This window comes from Arthrobacter sp. H35-D1 (genome assembly GCF_030063185.1).
Lineage (GTDB): Bacteria > Actinomycetota > Actinomycetes > Actinomycetales > Micrococcaceae > Specibacter.
This window is the reverse complement of sequence record NZ_JASISP010000002.1, coordinates 217856-236468: the sequence shown is the minus strand read 5'-3', so window position 1 is coordinate 236468 and position 18613 is coordinate 217856. Positions and strand designations below refer to the sequence as shown.

Sequence of the window (18613 nt, the reverse complement as noted above, 5' to 3'; positions counted from 1 at the left end):
GGATGCGGCCGTGGGGATCTTCATGCTTCGCCCGCCTGCTAGGAGCCGGAAAGCCCCAGCAGCCTTGGCAACCACAGCGAAAGCTCGGGAACGAAGGCCACCACGAAGAGCATGACCACCAGCGCCACGAAGAACGGAATCAGGGATTTGATCACCGGTTCCACGCGGAGATTGGCGATCTTCGCACCGACGAACAAGACGTTGCCCACCGGGGGTGTGATCGTGCCCAGACACAGGTTGAACGTGATCATGATCCCGAAGTGGATCGGGTCGACCCCTAATTCTGTGACGATGGGCAGGAAAATGGGGACGAAGATCAAGATGGCCGGAGTCGGATCCATGAACGTGCCCACGAGCAGCAAGATCACCATGATCATGATGAAGATCATGGTCGGGCTGTCGGTCAACCCGAGCATGGCTTCCGAGATGGCGGCAGGCAGGCCGGAGAACGCCATGGCCCAAGCCATGATGGTCGAGACGCCGACCAGCAGCATCACGATGGACGAGGTGCGGGTTGCATCCAGGACGATGCGCGGCAGGTCCTGCACCCGGATGGTGCGGTAGGCAAAACCGAGGAAAAGGCAATAGACGACGGCGATGGCCGCGGATTCTGTCGGGGTGAAAAAGCCGGCCAGGATACCGCCGATGACCACGACAATCATCAGGATCGACGGGACGGCCCGCCATAGCGTGGTCAGCGCGGTCGGCAGCGAAATGCGTTCCCGGTCCCCGGTGCCGGGACGGCGACGGACATGGAGCCAGACCACCAGCATGCAGGCTGCGGCCCACAGTATCCCCGGGATGTATCCGGCGACGAAGAGCGTAGCGATGGAAGTGCTCGAGACCAGCGAGTACACAATGAGCGTGTTGCTCGGCGGAATCAGCATGCCCGCCGGAGCCGAGGCCACATTGACGGCTGCGGAGAAGTTCCGGTCGTAGCCCTCCTTGGCTTGGCGCGGTCCGATGACGCCCCCAACGGCTGCCGCCGAGGCCACAGCGGCACCGGAGACCGATCCGAAGAGCGCGTTGGCGACGACGTTGGTCTGGGCCAGGGAGCCGGGCATGCGACCCACAAGGACCTTGGCCGCGTCGATGAGCCGCCCGGCAATTCCCCCGTTGTTCATCAGCACGCCGGCGAGGATGAAGAACGGAATGGCCAGTAGGGCGAAGGAGTTCACCCCGGTGAACAAGCGCTGGGCCGCAACGAATGAGGCTTTCTCCGGGCCGATGACCGCGGCGATAGCCAGGAAGGCGGAGAGGCCGACGGCGACGGCGATCGGGACCCGTGCCAGCAGGAGGACGGCAATGCCGACCACCAGGACGATTCCTGCAACGAGAGCTGCTTCCATGGTCAGATCGCCTCCTGAATTTCTTGGTCGGTCTTCGGAAGGCCGCGCCCGTGTGCCGCCTCCCAGATGTGGAACAGCGAGTACAGCATCATGATGATCCCGGAGATCGGCAGGGCCAGGTACATCATGCCGACGCTCACCGGAAGCCCGGAGACCTTCTGGCTCCAAGTAATGTCCACCCCGCGGGTCCCGCCCCAGACCAGGATTAGGGCGGCGAAGGCCAGAATGACTACGTTGACGGCAACCTCCATTCCTCGGGTTCTGTCGATGCGCACCAGCCGGGTGAGGAAGTCGACGGCGATGTGCTCTTTTTCGGAGAAGACCCAAGCGGAGCCAAACAGGGCCAGCCAGACGAACAGGTACTGGGCCACCGACGTTGTCCAGGTGGCGGGGGAGCTGATCACCTGGCGGCTGAAGACTTGCCAGACGACCACCAGCACGAGCGCCATGAAGAGTATGATGCACAGCCAGCGCAAGAGGGCATCAAGGCTGTTCTTGATCGCGATCATTTGTTGGCCTCCTGGATGGCATCGAACAACTCGTGGTCGGCCGGGTCCTTCAGTGCGCCCTTCACCACGGGGGCGAGGGCCTGGTCGAAGGCGGCAAGGTCGACGTCGTTGAAGGTGGCACCTGAATCAGTAGCCTGCTGGATCGCCTTCGTGGTCTCCTGCTTCCACATGGCGGTGTGCTCCTTCATGGTCTGCTGCCATTGGGCATCGAAGATCCTGCGGTCCGTATCGGACATGCCGGCATAGATATCGGAGTTGATGAGCATGTAGTCGAGACCGATGAGGTGGCGGGTGCGAGCCACGTACTTGGCGACCTCGTTGTGGTGCTGGGTGACGTAGGAGACGATGTTGTTCTCTGCGCCGTCGAGGACGCCCGACTGCAGCGCGGTGTAAACCTCGCCGTAGGACATCGGGGTGGCGGAGCCGCCCATCGCGTTGACCATCTTGATGTGGATATCCGATTCCTGTACGCGGATCTTCATCCCATGCAGGTCTGCCGGTTCCCGGATAGGCCCGGTGAGAGTGTAGAGGTTCCGGTCACCCTGGGTCAGCCCGCCGAGTACCGTGAGGTTTTTCGAGTCCTCCAGCGAGGTGAACAGGCCGCCGACGATCGAGGGATCGGAAATCACCGACATCTGGTGGTCGATGCTCTTGAAGGTGGTCGGCAGATTCAGGACACCGAAGTGCGGGTTGAGGTTCTCCAACTGCGTCCCGGAGGCCACCGCCATGTCCACGGAGCCGTCGCTGACCAGCTGCAGGACCTCCTGTTGGGCGCCCAGTGTTTCGTTCGGGTAGACCTTCACATCCCAGCGGCCGTCGGTGGCGGCCTTGAGCCGTTGCCCGAAATCGGCCAGTGCGACGTAGGAGGGGTGGGATTCGGACTGGTTCAGTGACAGAACCAGCGTCTTGCCGGTAACAGCTGTTCCAGACAAACCTGAACTGCAGGCGCTCAAGGCCAGAATCAGTGCAAGCCCGATGGCGCACAGGCGCAGGAAGCTCACTTTCATTCGGTTCACTACTTTCTGGCCGGCGGACTTGGGGTGTCCGCGCCGCATTCGATACGCGGTAACCGGCCCCGTTGACGGTACTAAAGCATGGTCTCCGTTTTTCGCGGGCAATGGCAACAAGTTGCCACGGGTTGCCGCCAGTTTTTGCGCGCGCCCGGCGATGGCGCAAGATGGGGACATGCCCATGACACCCGAGTCCCCGAAACCAGCGACGATCTATGACGTCGCCCGCGCGGCCGGCGTCGCGGCATCGACGGTTTCGAGGGCCTTCGCACGGCCCGGCAGGGTCAGTTTCGGCACGGCCGAGAAGATTCGGACCGTGGCTGCGGAACTGGGGTACCGCTCCGTGGACATGCGCCGCCCCATGGCCCAAGGGCGGCAGCGTCATGGCACCATAGCCCTGATCATCGCCGATATTTCCAATCCGGTGTTCTTCGACATGATCCGCGGGGCGGAGGAAGAGGCCGCCAAGAACGGGTACACGATGCTGTTGGCCCACACTCGGGAGTCCGCCGTCATCGAGCGTGAAGCCATCGAACGGGTCCTTGGGATCGTGGACGGCATCGTGCTGAGCAGCTCGCGGATGTCGGATGCGGCCATCCGCGCCATGGCCAAGCAGAAGCCGACCCTGGTGATGAACCGCGGGGTCAGTGGGGTGGCCAGCGTGGTTACCGACAACGCCCGGGGGATGCGCCGGGCGATTGAGCATTTGGGGGAACTGGGACACCGCGACTTGGCGTACCTAGCCGGCCCCGAGGCCTCCTGGGCCAACGGGATGCGATGGCGCAGCCTCAAGGAGGGGGCGCACGAATTGGGGATGCGGGTCACCCTGGTGGAATGCCCAGCGCCCACCCGCGAGGGTGGCGCTGCCGTGGCCGAGCAGGTCCTGGCCACTGGGGTCACTGCCGTGGTGGGGTACAACGACCAGCTGGCCGCCGGCTTCATGCGGCGCGCGCAGTCCATTGGCTATGACATTCCCGGAGACGTGAGCGTGACCGGGTTCGATAATTCGATGGTCGCGGAGCTGGTCCACCCGGCACTCACCAGCGTGGCCGCCCCCCTGCACGCGCTTGGCGCCGCGGCAGTCCGCAACTTGCTGGTCCTTTCACGAGGCGTCGTCCAGGTCCCGGAGCGACCTGTGGTACTGCCGACCCGGCTGGTGGTGCGGGCCTCGACCGGCCGCCCCCGGCCATGAGGCAACACGTGGCAACTTGTTGCCATTGGTGGTGCGGGCTTACACGATGGACTCATGCCTTCTTCCATCGCCAACCATCCTGATCGGCTACTCCCGGCTGATCCGGGCGTACGAGACATCGCCCGCCGCCTCCACGCCGCCGTGGAAACCCTGCCCATCATCTCCCCGCACGGGCACGTGGACGCCGCTGTCATCGCCGACGACGAGCCCTTCCCCGATCCGACGGCCCTGTTGATCAGCCCGGACCACTACGTCACCCGGCTCCTGCACGCATCCGGCGTGCCCCTGGACCAGCTGCGGGTCGGCGGCAGCACCGGTGCCAGCCCGCAGGAGGCCTGGCGCACCTTCTGCCGGAACTGGCGTTTGTTCGACGGAACCGCTTCGGGGTACTGGCTCCGGCAGGAATTCGTCGAGGTCTTCGGCCTCGACGACCTGGATATCCGTGAGGAAACTGCGGACGCGACCTTTCACGCGCTGCAGCAGCGGATCGACGACCCGCGCTTCCGTCCCCGAGCCCTGATGAACAAGTTCGGAATCGAGGTCCTGGCCACCACCGACGACCCCTTGGCCGATCTGTCCGCCCACGACGTGTTGGCCGCCGATGCCTCCTTCGCCCCGCGCGTGCTGCCAACCTTCCGGCCCGACGCCTATACGAAGTTCTGGGTCGCCGGCTTCGCTTCCAACGCGGACCGCCTGATCCAGGCGGCCGGGGGAGGGGCCGCCGGCTATGACGGCTACCTGGCAGCGATGGCCACCCGGCGCAGCTACTTCGTCGAGCACGGTGCGGTCTCCTCGGATCACGGCACACATAACGCCGACACCCTCAAACTCAGCCGCGACGAAGCCGCCGCATTGTTCGAAAAGGGGCTGGCCGGGGCGGCGACCTTCGCCGAGGGGCTCGCCTTCGAGGCACATATGATGTACCAGCAGGCAGCCATGGCCGTGGAGGACGGGCTGGTCATGACCATGCATGCCGGTGTCCACCGCAACACCCATCCGGGCACGCTGGCACGGTTCGGCCCCGATACGGGCCACGACATCCCCTTTGCCGTGGACTTCTCCACCGGACTGCAGCCGCTGCTGACGGACTTCGGCACCGCCTCGGGATTCCACTTCATCCCGTTCACCATCGACGAGACCGTGTTCTCCCGGGAGATCGCACCGCTGGCCGGATTCTATCCGTCGGTGTTCGTCGGCGCCCCTTGGTGGTTCCTCGACGCCCCGGACGCCATGCTGCGCTTCCGGTCCGCCGTGACCGAAACCACCGGATTCACCCGCTTCTCGGGGTTCATCGATGACACCCGGGCCTTCTGCTCCATCCCCGCCCGCCATGATGCCTCCCGCCGGACGGAAGCGTCCTTCCTTGCCCGACTGGTCGCCGAACACAGGCTCACCGAGGAACGGGCGGCGGAAGTCATCGTCGACCTGGTCGACGGTTCACCCCGACGGGCGTTCAAGCTGTGAGCGCCGCCCGGACCGTGAAACGACCGCTGAACGCCTCCACGTACGAGACCGGAGCCCGGCCCCGGGTGCGCATCGTCCACCTAGGGCTCGGGGCTTTCCACCGTGCCCACCAGGCTTGGTACACCGAGCGCGCCGGCGACGGCTGGGGCATTGCCGCCTTCACCGGGCGCAGCCCCGACGCCGCCCGGCAGTTGAACGAGCAGGACGGGCTCTACACGCTCGTCGAACGCGCCGCCGACGGCGACCGCCATGCGATCATCACTAGCGAGGTGGAGGCGCACGACGGGGCCGACCTGCAGGCCCTGTCCACGCTGCTGGCCCAGCCCGACATCGCCATCGTAACCCTGACCGTGACCGAGGCGGGATACCGCCTGGCCGCGGGCCCCGGAGGAACGCCGGCCCACCTGGACACCGCAGACGAGCTGGTCGCCGCGGATATCGCCGCCTTGCGGGCTCACCAGGAGGGGATGACCTTCACCCTCGGCGCCCAGGGGCTGGACGGACACGTCGTGCGGACCACCGCCGGGCGCCTGCTGGTGGGCCTGGCGGCCCGTCGAGCGGCGGACGGCTGGCCGATCGCCGTCGTCTCCTGTGACAACCTGCCCGCCAACGGTGCCGCCGCCCGCGCATCCCTGCTGGGCATGGCGGAACAGGTCGACCCGCTGCTGGCTGCCTGGATCGAAGCCAACGTCTCGTTCGTGGACAGCTCTATCGACCGGATCACCCCGCAAACGACCGACGCCGACCGTGCCGGCGTGGCGGAGGCAACCGGGTACGACGACGTGGCTCCGGTGGTCGCCGAACCCTTCGCCTCCTGGGTCCTCGCCGGAGACTTCCCGGCCGGCCGGCCCGCTTGGGAACAAGCAGGAGCCCTGTTCGTCGATGACCTCGAACCCTATGAACGACGCAAGCTCTGGCTGCTCAACGGGGCCCACTCATTGATGGCCTACGCCGGGGCGCTGCGCGGTCACGCCACGATCGCCGATGCGCTCGCCGACCGGCGGGTATCGGACTGGGTCGAGGAGTTCTGGAATGCAGCGGCCCACCACCTGCTGGATCCCCACCTCGACATCCCCGCCTACCGCGCCGCCCTGCGGGAACGATTCGCCAACCCGCGCATCGCCCACCACCTGGCCCAGATCGGCCGGGACGGCTCGCTGAAGTTGGCCGCCCGCGCGGTCCCCGTCTACCGGGCTGAGTGCGGCGCTGGCCGAGACGGGGCTGCCGCCCTGCGCCCGCTGGCCGCGTGGATGGACCTGAGCGTCGCCCGACTCTCCACCGGCCAGGACGTCCACGATCCCGCCGCCGGACTGATCGCCACGGCCGCCGAAGCCACGGGCACCGAACAGACCCGGGCGCTGCTCGCGGTCGTCGATGCCACCCTGGCCGAGGACCCCGATGCGGTGTCCGGCATCGACCGCCTCCGTGGCACTTTAATCGACCCACCATCCAACCCGGCGCACCGCAGCGTCAGTCCGAAAGGAAACACCCCATGAAGATCACCAAAGCCGAGGTCTTCGTGACCAGCCCCTCGCGGAACTTCGTCACCCTGCGCGTGGAGACCGACGAGGGCTTCGTCGGCATCGGCGACGCCACGGTCAACGGCCGTGAGCTCGCCGTCGCCAGCTACCTGAAGGACCACGTCGTCCAGCTGCTCATCGGCAAGGACCCGCACCGCATCGAGGACACGTGGCAGTTCCTCTACCGCTCCTCCTACTGGCGCCGTGGGCCGATCACCATGGCGGCCATCGCCGCGGTGGACATGGCCCTGTGGGACATCAAGGGCAAGGTCGCGAACCTTCCCGTCTACCAGCTGCTCGGCGGTGCATCCCGCAACGGGCTGCGCGCCTATGGGCACGCCTCCGGCGCTGACATCCCGCAGCTGTTTGATTCGGTCCGCGAGCACTTGGAACTGGGCTATAAGTCCATTCGGATCCAGACCGCCATTCCCGGCATCAAGGCCGTATATGGTGTTGCCGCCCAAGCGCAAGCATCGGGGGAACGCTACGACTACGAGCCAGCCGGGCGCGGAACTTACCCGCAGGAGGAGGACTGGGACACGCGAGCCTACCTGCGCCACCTGCCCACCGTCTTTGAAGCGGTGCGCAATGAGTTTGGCCCGGAAATCCCGTTGTTGCATGACGGCCACCACCGCATGACACCCATTCAGGCCGCCAAGCTGGGCAAGGCGTTGGAACCGTACGACCTGTTCTGGCTCGAAGACTGCACGCCGGCAGAAAATCAGGAGGGCCTGCGGCTGATTCGCCAGCACACCACCACGCCGCTGGCCATCGGCGAGATCTTCAACACGGTCTTTGATTTCCAGACCCTGATCAAGGAGCAACTCATTGACTACGTCCGTGCAGCTTCCACACACTTCGGGGGAATATCCCCGCTGAAAAAGGTCATGGACTTTGCCGCCCAGTACCAAATCAAATCCGGCTTTCATGGCCCCACGGACATTTCACCGATCGGATTTGCCGCACAGCTTCACGTGGGCCTGGCCATCCACAACTACGGAATCCAGGAGTACATGCAGCACTCCGACGCCACCAACGAGGTCTTCCGCCAGTCCATGACCTTCACCGACGGGTACCTGCACCCTGGCGACGCTCCAGGCATCGGCGTCGAATTCGACGTCGAGGCCGCCGCAAAGTTCCCCTACCAACAGGCCTACCTGCCTTACAACCGCCTCATCGACGGAACGGTCCACGACTGGTGAGCGCAGTGCGGGGCGAACCACTGGAAACACGTAGGACGACGCCCGGGGAACGCGTGGTCGTCATGGGGGTCTCAGGCTGCGGGAAGACGACCGTCGGCGGTCTGCTCGCCGTCGAACTCGACGGAAGCTTCGTCGATGGCGATGCCCTGCACCCCGCGACCAATATTGAGAAGATGAGTGCCGGGATCCCGCTGGACGACGACGACCGGAAGCCGTGGCTGCGCGAAATTGGCGTCTCGCTCGGGGAGGCGGCAGCGGCGGGGCGGACCCTGGTCATCGGATGTTCGGCGCTCAAGCGTTCGTACCGCGACCTGATCCGCAATGTAGCACCGGATGCCCGGTTCGTGCACCTGCACGGGACGGCGGAACTGCTGCGCGAGCGCATGCAGGTCAGACCCGGACATTTCATGCCCGCCAGCCTGCTCAATTCGCAGCTGGTCACCCTCGAGGAGCTGGGTGTCGATGAGGCCGGACGCGTCTTCGACATCGCCAGTAGCCCACAGCAGCTGGCCACCGATGCGGTGACTTGGTTGGGCTCGGAGGCTCCGACCGGCCAAGCCTGAAGTTACGTTAGTTGAGACAGGAAGATCCCCGGGTTTGCGGGGGTTTTCCTGTTTTTGCGTCTGGGGGTGGCGAGGAGCCCGAAAGTGCCGGTGGTGCCGGCCATTTTCATGGTGTTCCTGGTTCTGGTTCTGGTGCCCAGGCGGCGCAGCAGGTCTTGGTAGGAACGGGCCGGTCTTCATCGGTGAACGTCAGTGGTGCCAGGGCGGCGCGTAGGTGCCAGGTCAGGTGCCCGGCGAGCATACAGAGGAATACGTGGGAGCGGGTACGTGTCCCGGTGTGGTGGTAGATCGGGCGGATGAACAGGTCCCGTGATTTGAGTGTTTTGAAGATCTTCTCCACATTCGCCAACGACTTGTAGACTCGCACCGCTTCGTGGGCTTCCATGGTGTCTGCGTCAACGCTGGTGCGGATGACGTAGATCCCGTCCAGATCCGCTTCCCTGGCAACGGTGTCCGGGTTCCTTTCCCAAGACAGGGTGGTGTCGGTGATCGTGAGGACGAAGTGCTTGGCCATATTGTTCTGGCCCAAGGTTTTCCCGACCCTGACCCCGGTTTTCCCGGCGTTTTTGAGCCGGCCCGCGGCCACTGTTTTTTGGATGGTTTTCAACCGCTCTTCGGTGACGTTCAACAGTTCTTCGCATTTGTGTTGACGGAGCGCTGCCGGGGGCGGGTTGTAGCAGGCGATCAGCTACCCGCGCGTCTGCAAGGAAGTCGAGACGGCTGTGGCCCACCTAGGCGATTACGTGCCCTGGTGTACTACCAAGGACAAGCACTCCGGCATTGCCTTCTTCTCACCCTCGCAGGTTCACGACAGGCCCTGAAAGGAAGCCTGGAAAACATGGAACCACGTGCTCCAGGGCTACTCCGACAAAGATCCCGGAAGGTTCCGCCGCCGACCCACCACACCCGCTCCGGCCGACCATGGCGGCATTAATCTTCCCGAAACGAAAACAGCCACGCTCAGCGTCAAGTGACTCCACACAGCTGGATATTTTTCGTCCTGCACTGATATCGGAAACGCTCCTGCAGTCCACTGCAGGAGCGTTTCGCGTTTGGCCCCGAAAGGTGCAGGAGGGTCTTGGGAAAAGCCCCGAAAGGTGCAGGAGCGTCGGGTGGGCTACAGGTCGGTGCGGGAGTCGTTGGCGTAGCTGACGCCCATCTGGCGGCGGGCGTCGTCGAAGAGTTCCATGATGGCCAAGGAATCATCCAGCCCCATGGTGGCGCTTTCCGTCAACCCCCCTTGGATGCAACGGGTCACTTCGCGCAGCTGGTAGGTGTAGCCACTGCCGGGGTGCTCGAACATTTCCACCCGTTCGTTGTCCCAGCCGGCGCAGATCCGCAGGCCCGTGGGGTTGTTGACGGAGCCGATCGTCTCCAAATACCCCTCAGTGCCAGACACCGAGGCAACCCGCGGCCCATGCGAGGACAGGTAGCTGATCAGTTGGGCCTGGGCGCCGTTGGCATAGCTGAGCGTCAGGGTGTTTTGGGAGTCCACGCCCAGCGCCGTCAACTCGGCCGTGGCGGCGACCGAGTCGGGGCGGCCCAGCGTCCCCCACGCCCACAACAGCGGGTACACGCTGATGTCAAGGAGTGCGCCGCCGCCGTCGGCAGGGGCCCAGATGCGGGCGGAATCATCCTGCGGTGCCGGGAAACCGAGGTCGGCGCGCACCCACTTCACCTGGCCGATCTCACCGGATTCCAGAATCTCCAACGCCCGCTGGAAGCCCGGCACGAACCTGGCCCAGACGGCCTCCATGAGGAACAGCTTCCGTTCCCGCGCCAGGGCGATCAGGGCGCGGGCTTCGGCGGCGGTGATGGTCAGCGCCTTCTCACACAAGACGTGTTTGCCTGCATCAAGGGCGGCCTTGGCGATATCGTAGTGCGCAGCGTGCGGGGTGGCAATGTACACCACGTCCACGGCGGGGTCGGCCATCAACTGAAGGTAGCCGGCAGGACTCGTGCCGTCGGGTCCGCCGTCGTAGTAGTGGCTGGCAAAGCCGAAACTTTCCGCAAATTCGGCGGCGGTCCCGGCCCTGCGGGAACTGACGGCCTGCAGCACGGCATCCTCCAAGAGGGCCAGGTCCGCGGTGACGGTGGCGGCGATGTTTCCGGTGGCCACAACGCCCCATCGCAGGGCAGTGCCGGTGGTGGCAAGGGTTTCGGGGTTGAAAGTGGTGTACCAGTCGGGCCGGCCGACAAAACGTTGGATGCTCATGCCGCAATTCTGCCAGCAACCATCCCCATCCCGCGGACCATGACGGCTCGCCACGGGTGCGGATAGGCTTTGGCCACAAGAGATGACCACTGGAGATGGACAGGAGCATCGGATGCCTGCAGTGAATGAAACCGTGGATGGACTGTTGGCCGAGCTGGCCGCCCTCGAGAACCCCAAGGTCCGGGCTGTCAACGAGCGGCACGGAGATGACCACGGGGTGAACCTGGGCAGGTTGCGCGCGGTGGCCAAGCGGCTGAAAACGCAGCAGGAACTGGCCTGTGAACTCTGGTCCACCGGCGATACCGCGGCCAGGCTCCTGGCACTGCTGGTCTGCCGGCCGAAGGATTTTGGCCAGGACCAGCTGGACGCCATGGTGCGGGAGGGGCGGAGTCCCGAGGTGAATGACTGGTTGGTGAACTATGTGGTGAAGAAGAGCCCGCATGCCGAGGCACTGCGCCGGCGCTGGTTCACCGACCCGGATCCAGTGGTCGCCAGCGCGGGATGGGCGCTGACAGCGGAGCGGGTGGTGAAAAATCCGACAGGCCTTGACTTCACTGAGCTGCTGGACACCATTGAAGTGCAGCTGAAGGACGCCCCGGAACGGCTGCAGTGGGCCATGAACAACACGTTGGCGCAGATCGGCATCGAGCACCCGGAGCATCGTGGTCGCGCAGTCGGCATTGGTGAGCGCCTGGAGGTACTCAAGGACTACCCAACGCCGCCGAACTGCACCTCACCCTTCGCACCACTGTGGATCAACGAGATGGTGCGCCGCAAAGGTGCCGCGCAGAGGGGCGCATGAAAGGCATGTGGCAGCGCAGTGCCGTTGCCCGCTGCATTGGCGCCGGGTTGTATCGCTTTGTTGCCGGCGGTGGCTAAGTGGCCCGGGAAACGCAACTGTGGCTCCGGCGCCGGAAGGCGGGTGGGACGCGAAAGGCCCCGTCCGGCGTCGTGATGGACGACGCCGGACGGGGCCTTGGGCAGTGAAGCCGCCTTGAGCTGTGCTTCTTCAGTGCGCTGCTTCCTCAGGGCGGCGGTTCCGTCAAGGGGTTAGCCCTTGACGGAACCGCTCATCAAACCGCCCACAAAGTACTTGCCCAACAAGATGTAGACAATGAGGGTGGGAACGGAAGCGATGAGCGCACCAGCCATGGAGGCGGCGTAGTCGGTGAGTTGGCCGCCGGCCAGGAACGACAGCGCGATCGTCACCGGGCCGTTGCGGCCGGAGGAGAAGAAGGCGGCAAAGAGGTAGTCGTTCCAGGCGGAGGTGAACTGCCAGATCAGCACCACGACAAAGCCGGGGGCGGAAAGGGGGAAGATCACCGAGCCGTAGGTGCGCAGAATTCCGGCGCCGTCCATGCGGGAAGCCTCGATGAGTTCATCGGGAACGGAGGCATAGTAGTTGCGGAAGATCAGCGTGCAAATCGGCAGGCCATAGACAATGTGCAACAGCATCAGTGACGGGACGCCCTGGGGCACGCCGAGGTTGCTGACCAGCTGGGTCAGCGGGATCATGACTGCCTGGTAGGGGATGAACATGCCGAACAGGATCAAGGTGAAGACGATGTTGGCTCCGGGGAACCTCCACTTGGCGAGCACGTAGCCGTTGATGGAGCCCAGGAAGGCCGAGAGCAGCGCCGAGGGCACCACGAGCATGACGGTGCGTCCCAAGGACGGGGCCAGGGTGGTCCAGGCCTTGACCCAGCCTCCGGTTTCCCACACTTCGGGAAGGTACCATGCCCGTGAGGGGTCGGCGTCGGCTGTTCCCTTGAAACTGGTGATGACTAAAACGTAGGCGGGCAGCAGGATCACGATGACAAAGAAGATCAGCAGCGCATACTTCAGGGTGCGGTTGATGCGGCGTTTCGTGGTGCGCTTGGCATCCGAGGCCATGTCCTGCGCTGAACGCAGGCGCCTGTTGTTTTTCACTGTGGCGGTGGACATTAGCGCTTCTCCGCTCGTGAGGTGTACCAGAGGTAGGGGATGACGACCAGGGCCACGAGCACCAGCAGAATGGTTCCAATGGCGGCGGCATCGGCGTAGTCGCTGCCAATGTACTTGACCCACATCATCGTTGCAGGAACCTGCACGTCATAGGTGTTGGCATCCGGGACGATGGCGCGGATCAAGTCAAAGAGTTTCAGGGACATGTGGCCGATAATAATGATGGCGGAGAGCATGACCGGGCTCAGCTGCGGGAAGATCACGTGGCGGTACAGCTTCCATTCGGTGCAACCGTCGATGCGTGCGGCTTCGCGCAGCTCGTCGGGGATGCCGCGGAAGCCGGCAAGGAAGAGGGCCATGACGTAGCCGGAAAGTTGCCAGACGGCCGGGAGGGCAATGGCGGCAATGCCCCACGTGGGGTTGGACCACCAGTCGTTTTGCAGTGCGCCGAGGCCAACGCTGTCGAGCAGGCGGTTCAAGCCCGTGGTGCGTTCTCCGCCGGGCTGGGTTGTTTGCAGGCTGGAGAGCAGCCAGCGCCAGACAACGCCGGAGGCGATGAAGGAGACAGACATGGGAAAAAGGTACACCGAGCGGAAGAAGCCTTCGCCCTTGGCTGGCTGTTCCAGGATCCAGGCCCACAGGAAGCCGAAGATCAGTGTGCCGCCGAGGAAGACGATGGTCAGGATGAGCAGGTTCCACAGCGAGTGCTGGAAATTTGGATCTGCCAAAAGGTTTGTGTAGTTCTCAAAGCCAACATACTTGTTGCTGGGCTTGGCCGTGTGCTGGTTGGTCAGGCTGACACGGAAGTTCTCAATGATGAGCCAGTAGACGAAGACGCCCACCAGAATGATGGTGGGGGCCAGCAGCAATACGCCGGGGCCCCATGTTTTTACGCGTTTTAACATAGTTTGCCTCCTTCCGAAGAAAATCGGGACCGCATGGGTTGGGGGCGGCGCAACGTGATTGTTGCGACCGCCCCCGACCTGACAGCGGTTATTACTTGGCGAACTTCTTCGCAGTGTCTGCAGCGGAATTCTGCAGTTCTTCAATATTGCTGTCGCCGCCGAACTTGTTGACGGCGGTGCTCAGCTCGTTCAACCAGGCCACCGGAACAGCTGCACCGTGGGCCAGCGAGGAAACAATCGTGTCCTGGCTAAAGTCCTTGATGGCGCTCTTCTGGTACTCGGAGAAGTCGTCCGTCTTTGCCGTGGTGTTGGCCGGGATGGAACCCTTGACCTTGTTGAACGCGGCCTGGCCTTCGGCCGAACCGATCGTCGTCAGCCACGCTTTGGCGCCGCCCGGATTGGGGGCACCCTTGGGCAAGGTGAAGGAGTCGGCCAGGAAGTCGAAGACGCCTGCGGTTCCCGGTGTCGGGAAGTAGACGTAGTCAACGCCGGGCTTGTTGCCGTCCTGGGCAAACTTGGCTTCCGCCCAGTCGCCCATGACGTTGTAGGCTGCTGCCCCGTCCTGGACCAGCTGCGTGGCCGGAGCCCAGTCGCTGAGTGAGTCGCGGTCAGTGTTGGTGTAGGAGAGGGCCTTCTCGTAAGCCTTGATGGCTGTCGTTACTTCAGCACTCTTCCAATCCGTTTTGCCATCCCACAGGCCGTTGTAGCCGTCGGCGCCAAGGCTGGAGAGGAGAATGTTTTCGAACAGCTGGACCTGGGTCCAGGAACCCGCAACTGCCAGGGGGATCGCGCCGGAGGCCTTGATCTTGTCCATGTCGGCAAACCAGCCATCGAGGTCTTCAGCCGGCTTTTTCGGATCCACGCCGGCCTTCTTCAGAACCTCAACGTTGGCCCAAACCACGTTGGCGCGGTGGATGTTGGAGGGAACGGAGTAGATCTTGCCGTCAACTGTCAAGCGGTCTATCAGGTCCGCGGGGAACTGCGACGTGAGGTCGTTGTCCTTGTAGAAGCTGCTGAGATCCTCGAGCTGGTCGGCGTCGATGTAGTCCTGCAACTCGGCACCTGCGTGGGCCTGGAAGGAATCCGGCGGGTTGCCGGCCTTGAGCTGGGCAGCCAAAACACTCTTGGCCTGCGAGCCTGCGCCACCGGCCACGGCAAGGTTGTCAAAGCTGACGTTCGGGTAGTCAGTGCCGAAGACTTTTACCAGGGCATCCAGGCCGGCCTTTTCGGAGCCGTCGGCCCACCAGGTGAAGACGCCGACGTCTCCGGTGGCATCCTTGGCATTTGAGTTTTCGCTGGCGGTGTCGCCGCCGCCGCCGCAACCCGCCAGGGTCAGACCCAGCGCTGCAACTCCGGCAAGCAACGATAGACGACGTCGCATGTATATCCTCCGTGAATTATTGTTCGAAAATGATGATCTGCGTGCAGATGGAAACTCGCACCTAACAAAAGTTACCTGCATCACTAGTTGCAGTCAACTATTTAACGCAACGGAATGGTAACGGCGTATCGAGATGCAATTGCTGCGGGGCCGGGCCGTGCTAACGCTGCCAGTCCGGGTTTTGGCCCAGGGCCAGCGAGAGTGCGCCGAGGGCCTCGGCCCGATCTCCCAGTGATGACATGACAACGGCCGTCCCGTGGCCAATGGCCGGCACCGCATGGCGCACCAGCCCGCGGCGTATGGGGGCCAGCAACACTTCGCCCAACGCGGCAAGGGGTCCGCCCACCACAATAATTTCCGGGTTGATCATATTGGCGACATTGGCCACCGCCTTTCCGACAGCCATGCCGGCATCGTCAATGACGCGCAGAGTGGCCGCGTCGCCCGAATTGGCGCGGTCGATGATGCCGGGAACTGTGAGGGGTGTGGGTTCGCCGCGACTCAGAAGGTCAATCATGACGGCGGTTGAGGCCACGGTTTCAAGGCAGCCCCGGTTTCCGCAGCGGCACACCAGGCCTTGGTCATAGATGGTCGAGTGGCCGATTTCCCCCGTGATTCCCGTGTGGCCGTAGTAGGGGGCGCCATTGAGGATCAAGCCGGCGCCGATGCCACTGCCGATCTTCAGGAACACCAGGTCCTTGGCTGAACGGTGATCGCCCCACGTGATTTGCGCCAGTGCGCCCAGATTGGCGTCGTTGTCGACAAGGACTGGCATCGCCAACGCGTGCTCGAGTTGGGAAACAATGTTGACGCCCACCCATTCGGGCAGGATGGCGCCACGAATGACAGTGCCCGTTTTGTGGTCGATGGGTCCTGGAATGCCTACACCCGCACCGATCACGCGACTGCGGGATATCCCCGATTCTGCCAATGCTTCTTCCAGCAGGACGGCGGCGCTCGCGATGCTGTCCGCGGCCAGATGGCCCACGGGAAGCGGCGCAAAACGCTCGGCTTTCAGCTTGTTGCCGGGACTGGCCAGCACCAAGCGCACGTGGCTGCGGCCAAAGTCAATGCCCACGGCAACGTCGGGGGAGTCCAGCAGCGAAACGGCCACGGCGCGTCGACCGGAACTTGTGGTGGGACGTGTGGTGGCCATGCCGCGGGCGCACAGTGCCTTGACGATGTTGGAAATGGTGGCCGTGGACAGGCCGGTGGCCCGGGCAAGTTCTGCTTGGGACAGCGTGCGTTGCTCGAGCAGCATGGCTATGACGAGTTGTTCGTTGTGGTGGCGCAGTGCTGATTGCGACCCTGGCCGGGGCCTCTGGCTGGCAGGCTGGCCGGGGCGTTTATTCATAGGTAGTAGCGTGCATCACTTTTTTATTGCAGTCAAGATGTGAACGCAAAAACCCTCAATGGGTAGTCTCGCGCCTTAACGTAAGAGGCACGTAGTCGGCGAAGACTTCCGCGGCACTGCGCTTTGTCCTGTCATTCGTGCGGCTTTGAAGCTGTAAAACCGCAGGCGTTGTTCTGAATCTGTTGGAATTAGTGAATTTATTGGGCCAGTGCCAGTGCCAGTGCCAGGACTGCGCATCGCGCGCCGCTGCGGTCGCGGGTTGGGCTAGGACTGGAGCTGCTTGTGCTTCTTGGCCAGGACAACATAGTTCTTGGCGTTCTCCCGGACATGCTCCAATTCCCCTGCGTCCAGCTCGCGGCGCACCTTGGCGGGAACTCCGGCAACCAGCGAGCCGGGCGGGATATTCGCACCCTCCAGGACCACGGCTCCGCCCGCAACGAGGGAGCCTGCCCCAATGACGGCCCCGTTCATGATGGTGGCGCTCATCCCAATCAGGCAGTCGTCTTCCACCGTGCAGCCGTGGATGATGGCGCCATGGCCCACGCTGACGCCATTGCCCACTCGGGTGGGGAACCCGGGATCGGCGTGAAGCACCACATTGTCCTGAAGATTGGTGCCCTCGCCCACCGAAATGCGGTTGGTGTCGGCGCGGACCACGACACCATAAAAGGCGCTGGAGTCGGCGCCCATCGAGGCCTGTCCGATCAGGAGCGCAGTGTGTGCCACAAACGCGCTTTCGTGGACCGAGGGGGTGTTGCCGTCAAGGGCGATCAATTGCTTCATTGCGGATCCAATCATGGGATGGGCCGGACGGGGTGGATGGAGCCGATGGACGGAACAAGCGGATGGGAAGGATGTTGCACAACTTCAGGGCGGGCTACCAGCGGGGGTGGATGGTTGCCCTGAACTGCGCATCATAAATATTGCGGACACCGTCGGTGAAGCTGTCTCCAAGCTCGGGCAGCGAACCTGCCCGGGCATTGGCCTGGGCCTGCTTGGCGGAACGAGCGCCGGGGATCACCGTCGACACGCCTTCGAGCTGGGAAACCCAAGCGACGGCGGCCTGGGCGGTGGTGGGAGGCGTTGTGCCCACCTCGGTGGTGCCGATGGAAGCCGCGAGCTCTGCAAACGCGGCAGCTGCTTGCAGCCCGGACGCATAATCCACGCCGGAAAACGTTTCACCAACGTCAAAGTGGCTGCCGTCGCGGTTGAAGTTGCGGTGGTCGCTGCCGGCAAAGCTGGTGCCGGCCGTGTACTTGCCGGCGAGCAGTCCGCTGGCCAGGGGGACGCGGGCAATGATGCCGACCCCGGCCTTCAGTGCTGCGGGGAGCACCTCGTCCAGGGGCTTGAGGCGGAACGCGTTCAGGATGATTTGCACGGTGGCAACGTTGGGACGGGCGATGGCGGCGAGTGCCTGGCTGCAGGTTTCAACGCTCAGGCCGTAGCTGGCGATGGCGCCTTCGGCCACGAGCGTGTCAAGGGCGTCATACACCTCGTCGGTTGTGACGACGGCGGTGGGCGGGCAGTGCAGCTGGAGCAGGTCCAGCGTGTCGACGCCCAGGTTCTTCCGCGAGCGGTCGGTCCAGGCGCGGAAGTTCTCCATGACGTAATTCTCCGGGAGTTGGTCCAGCCGCCGGCCCATCTTGGTTGCCACGGTGATGCCATGGTCGGGGCCCCTGCCGCCCAGGAACTTGCCGATGGCCTGTTCGCTGCGGCCGTCGCCGTAGACATCGGCGGTGTCGAAGAACGTCACCCCGGAGTCGGCTGCTGCGCCCAGCACGGCAAGGGCATCAGCTTCCCTTACCTCGCCCCAGTCGGCGCCAAGCTGCCATGTTCCAAGCCCGACGGCGGAGACGGTGCGGCCGGTTTTCCCAAGGGTGTGCTCTCTCATGCCCCCAGCCTATCCACAGCCAGCCCGCCCCATGGGGATCTGTGCTGCACTTGTTGGACGAAAAACCACGGAAATGGGTGAAATCGGTCCAACAAGTGCAGCACAGATGTGGGG

At 63.9% G+C, this 18613-nt stretch carries 17 protein-coding genes; 6 read left to right on the top strand and 11 right to left on the bottom strand.

Going from position 1 to position 18613, the window contains the following annotated elements; all coding sequences use genetic code 11:
- Window positions 1-38 precede the first annotated feature (38 nt).
- Genes QMG25_RS04460 through QMG25_RS04450 form a run of 3 tightly spaced genes read right to left on the bottom strand, consistent with a single transcriptional unit; the run spans window position 39 to window position 2865 of the window.
- Complete coding sequence (locus QMG25_RS04460) at window positions 39-1349, bottom strand: TRAP transporter large permease (RefSeq protein ID WP_283457614.1); 1311 nt, start codon at window positions 1347-1349, stop codon at window positions 39-41.
- Between the two features lie 2 nt (window positions 1350-1351).
- Window positions 1352-1858 (bottom strand): TRAP transporter small permease, encoded by a 507-nt coding sequence (locus QMG25_RS04455; protein WP_283457612.1) that lies wholly within the window; start codon window positions 1856-1858, stop codon window positions 1352-1354.
- Window positions 1855-2865: a TRAP transporter substrate-binding protein gene (locus tag QMG25_RS04450; RefSeq protein WP_283457610.1), complete on the bottom strand. Its 1011-nt coding sequence runs from the start codon at window positions 2863-2865 to the stop codon at window positions 1855-1857. Before QMG25_RS04450 ends, QMG25_RS04455 begins: the two co-directional genes overlap by 4 nt.
- A gap of 178 nt (window positions 2866-3043) precedes the next feature.
- On the opposite strand from QMG25_RS04450, the gene QMG25_RS04445 reads away from it, so the two are divergent.
- The 5 genes from QMG25_RS04445 to QMG25_RS04425 are packed head-to-tail and all read left to right on the top strand — an operon-like array spanning window position 3044 to window position 8809.
- Window positions 3044-4060, top strand: a complete 1017-nt coding sequence (locus QMG25_RS04445) for a LacI family DNA-binding transcriptional regulator (protein WP_283457608.1) — start codon at window positions 3044-3046, stop codon at window positions 4058-4060.
- 54 nt (window positions 4061-4114) lie between these two features.
- Complete coding sequence (gene uxaC, locus QMG25_RS04440) at window positions 4115-5524, top strand: glucuronate isomerase (protein WP_283457605.1); 1410 nt, start codon at window positions 4115-4117, stop codon at window positions 5522-5524.
- Complete coding sequence (locus QMG25_RS04435; protein ID WP_283457603.1) at window positions 5521-7020, top strand: mannitol dehydrogenase family protein; 1500 nt, start codon at window positions 5521-5523, stop codon at window positions 7018-7020. Before uxaC ends, QMG25_RS04435 begins: the two co-directional genes overlap by 4 nt.
- Entirely contained in the window at window positions 7017-8246 is a 1230-nt protein-coding gene (gene manD, locus QMG25_RS04430; protein WP_283457601.1) for a D-mannonate dehydratase ManD, read from the top strand. The genes QMG25_RS04435 and manD overlap by 4 nt, the downstream gene beginning before the upstream one ends.
- Entirely contained in the window at window positions 8243-8809 is a 567-nt protein-coding gene (locus QMG25_RS04425; RefSeq protein ID WP_283457599.1) for a gluconokinase, read from the top strand. Before manD ends, QMG25_RS04425 begins: the two co-directional genes overlap by 4 nt.
- Before the next feature lie 106 nt (window positions 8810-8915).
- Here the strand turns inward: QMG25_RS04425 and QMG25_RS04420 are convergent, their stop codons facing one another.
- Window positions 8916-9494, bottom strand: coding sequence for an IS1634 family transposase (locus tag QMG25_RS04420; protein WP_502866351.1), 579 nt, complete (start codon window positions 9492-9494; stop codon window positions 8916-8918).
- A gap of 432 nt (window positions 9495-9926) precedes the next feature.
- Window positions 9927-11024: a Gfo/Idh/MocA family protein gene (locus QMG25_RS04415; RefSeq protein WP_502866348.1), complete on the bottom strand. Its 1098-nt coding sequence runs from the start codon at window positions 11022-11024 to the stop codon at window positions 9927-9929.
- Between the two features lie 112 nt (window positions 11025-11136).
- Between QMG25_RS04415 and QMG25_RS04410 the strand changes: the two genes are divergently transcribed.
- Window positions 11137-11826: a DNA alkylation repair protein gene (locus tag QMG25_RS04410; RefSeq protein ID WP_283457595.1), complete on the top strand. Its 690-nt coding sequence runs from the start codon at window positions 11137-11139 to the stop codon at window positions 11824-11826.
- Window positions 11827-12074: 248 nt separating this feature from the next.
- Here the strand turns inward: QMG25_RS04410 and QMG25_RS04405 are convergent, their stop codons facing one another.
- From QMG25_RS04405 to QMG25_RS04380, 6 genes are all read right to left on the bottom strand, one after another.
- Window positions 12075-12968, bottom strand: a complete 894-nt coding sequence (locus QMG25_RS04405) for a carbohydrate ABC transporter permease (RefSeq protein WP_502866347.1) — start codon at window positions 12966-12968, stop codon at window positions 12075-12077.
- Window positions 12968-13873: a carbohydrate ABC transporter permease gene (locus tag QMG25_RS04400; protein WP_283457591.1), complete on the bottom strand. Its 906-nt coding sequence runs from the start codon at window positions 13871-13873 to the stop codon at window positions 12968-12970. The genes QMG25_RS04405 and QMG25_RS04400 overlap by 1 nt, the downstream gene beginning before the upstream one ends.
- Before the next feature lie 91 nt (window positions 13874-13964).
- Window positions 13965-15254 (bottom strand): ABC transporter substrate-binding protein, encoded by a 1290-nt coding sequence (locus tag QMG25_RS04395; protein ID WP_283457589.1) that lies wholly within the window; start codon window positions 15252-15254, stop codon window positions 13965-13967.
- A 160-nt stretch (window positions 15255-15414) separates the two neighbouring features.
- Window positions 15415-16608, bottom strand: a complete 1194-nt coding sequence (locus QMG25_RS04390; protein ID WP_283457587.1) for an ROK family transcriptional regulator — start codon at window positions 16606-16608, stop codon at window positions 15415-15417.
- Window positions 16609-16872: 264 nt separating this feature from the next.
- Window positions 16873-17391 carry a gamma carbonic anhydrase family protein gene (locus QMG25_RS04385; RefSeq protein ID WP_283457585.1) on the bottom strand — a complete coding sequence of 173 codons (519 nt, stop codon included), beginning with the start codon at window positions 17389-17391 and terminating at the stop codon, window positions 16873-16875.
- 94 nt (window positions 17392-17485) lie between these two features.
- Window positions 17486-18499, bottom strand: a complete 1014-nt coding sequence (locus QMG25_RS04380) for an aldo/keto reductase (protein ID WP_283457583.1) — start codon at window positions 18497-18499, stop codon at window positions 17486-17488.
- Window positions 18500-18613: the final 114 nt, after the last annotated feature.

Bases quoted from the DNA above. Each gene is read 5' to 3' on its own strand.
- QMG25_RS04460 (WP_283457614.1), bottom strand. From the start codon at position 1,349: ATGGAAGCAGCTCTCGTTGCAGGAATCGTCCTGGTGGTCGGCATTGCC.
- QMG25_RS04455 (WP_283457612.1), bottom strand. From the start codon at position 1,858: ATGATCGCGATCAAGAACAGCCTTGATGCCCTCTTGCGCTGGCTGTGC.
- QMG25_RS04450 (WP_283457610.1), bottom strand. From the start codon at position 2,865: ATGAAAGTGAGCTTCCTGCGCCTGTGCGCCATCGGGCTTGCACTGATT.
- QMG25_RS04445 (WP_283457608.1), top strand. From the start codon at position 3,044: ATGCCCATGACACCCGAGTCCCCGAAACCAGCGACGATCTATGACGTC.
- uxaC (WP_283457605.1), top strand. From the start codon at position 4,115: ATGCCTTCTTCCATCGCCAACCATCCTGATCGGCTACTCCCGGCTGAT.
- manD (WP_283457601.1), top strand. From the start codon at position 7,017: ATGAAGATCACCAAAGCCGAGGTCTTCGTGACCAGCCCCTCGCGGAAC.
- QMG25_RS04415 (WP_502866348.1), bottom strand. From the start codon at position 11,024: ATGAGCATCCAACGTTTTGTCGGCCGGCCCGACTGGTACACCACTTTC.
- QMG25_RS04410 (WP_283457595.1), top strand. From the start codon at position 11,137: ATGCCTGCAGTGAATGAAACCGTGGATGGACTGTTGGCCGAGCTGGCC.
- QMG25_RS04405 (WP_502866347.1), bottom strand. From the start codon at position 12,968: ATGTCCACCGCCACAGTGAAAAACAACAGGCGCCTGCGTTCAGCGCAG.
- QMG25_RS04400 (WP_283457591.1), bottom strand. From the start codon at position 13,873: ATGTTAAAACGCGTAAAAACATGGGGCCCCGGCGTATTGCTGCTGGCC.
- QMG25_RS04395 (WP_283457589.1), bottom strand. From the start codon at position 15,254: ATGCGACGTCGTCTATCGTTGCTTGCCGGAGTTGCAGCGCTGGGTCTG.
- QMG25_RS04390 (WP_283457587.1), bottom strand. From the start codon at position 16,608: ATGAATAAACGCCCCGGCCAGCCTGCCAGCCAGAGGCCCCGGCCAGGG.
- QMG25_RS04385 (WP_283457585.1), bottom strand. From the start codon at position 17,391: ATGAAGCAATTGATCGCCCTTGACGGCAACACCCCCTCGGTCCACGAA.
- QMG25_RS04380 (WP_283457583.1), bottom strand. From the start codon at position 18,499: ATGAGAGAGCACACCCTTGGGAAAACCGGCCGCACCGTCTCCGCCGTC.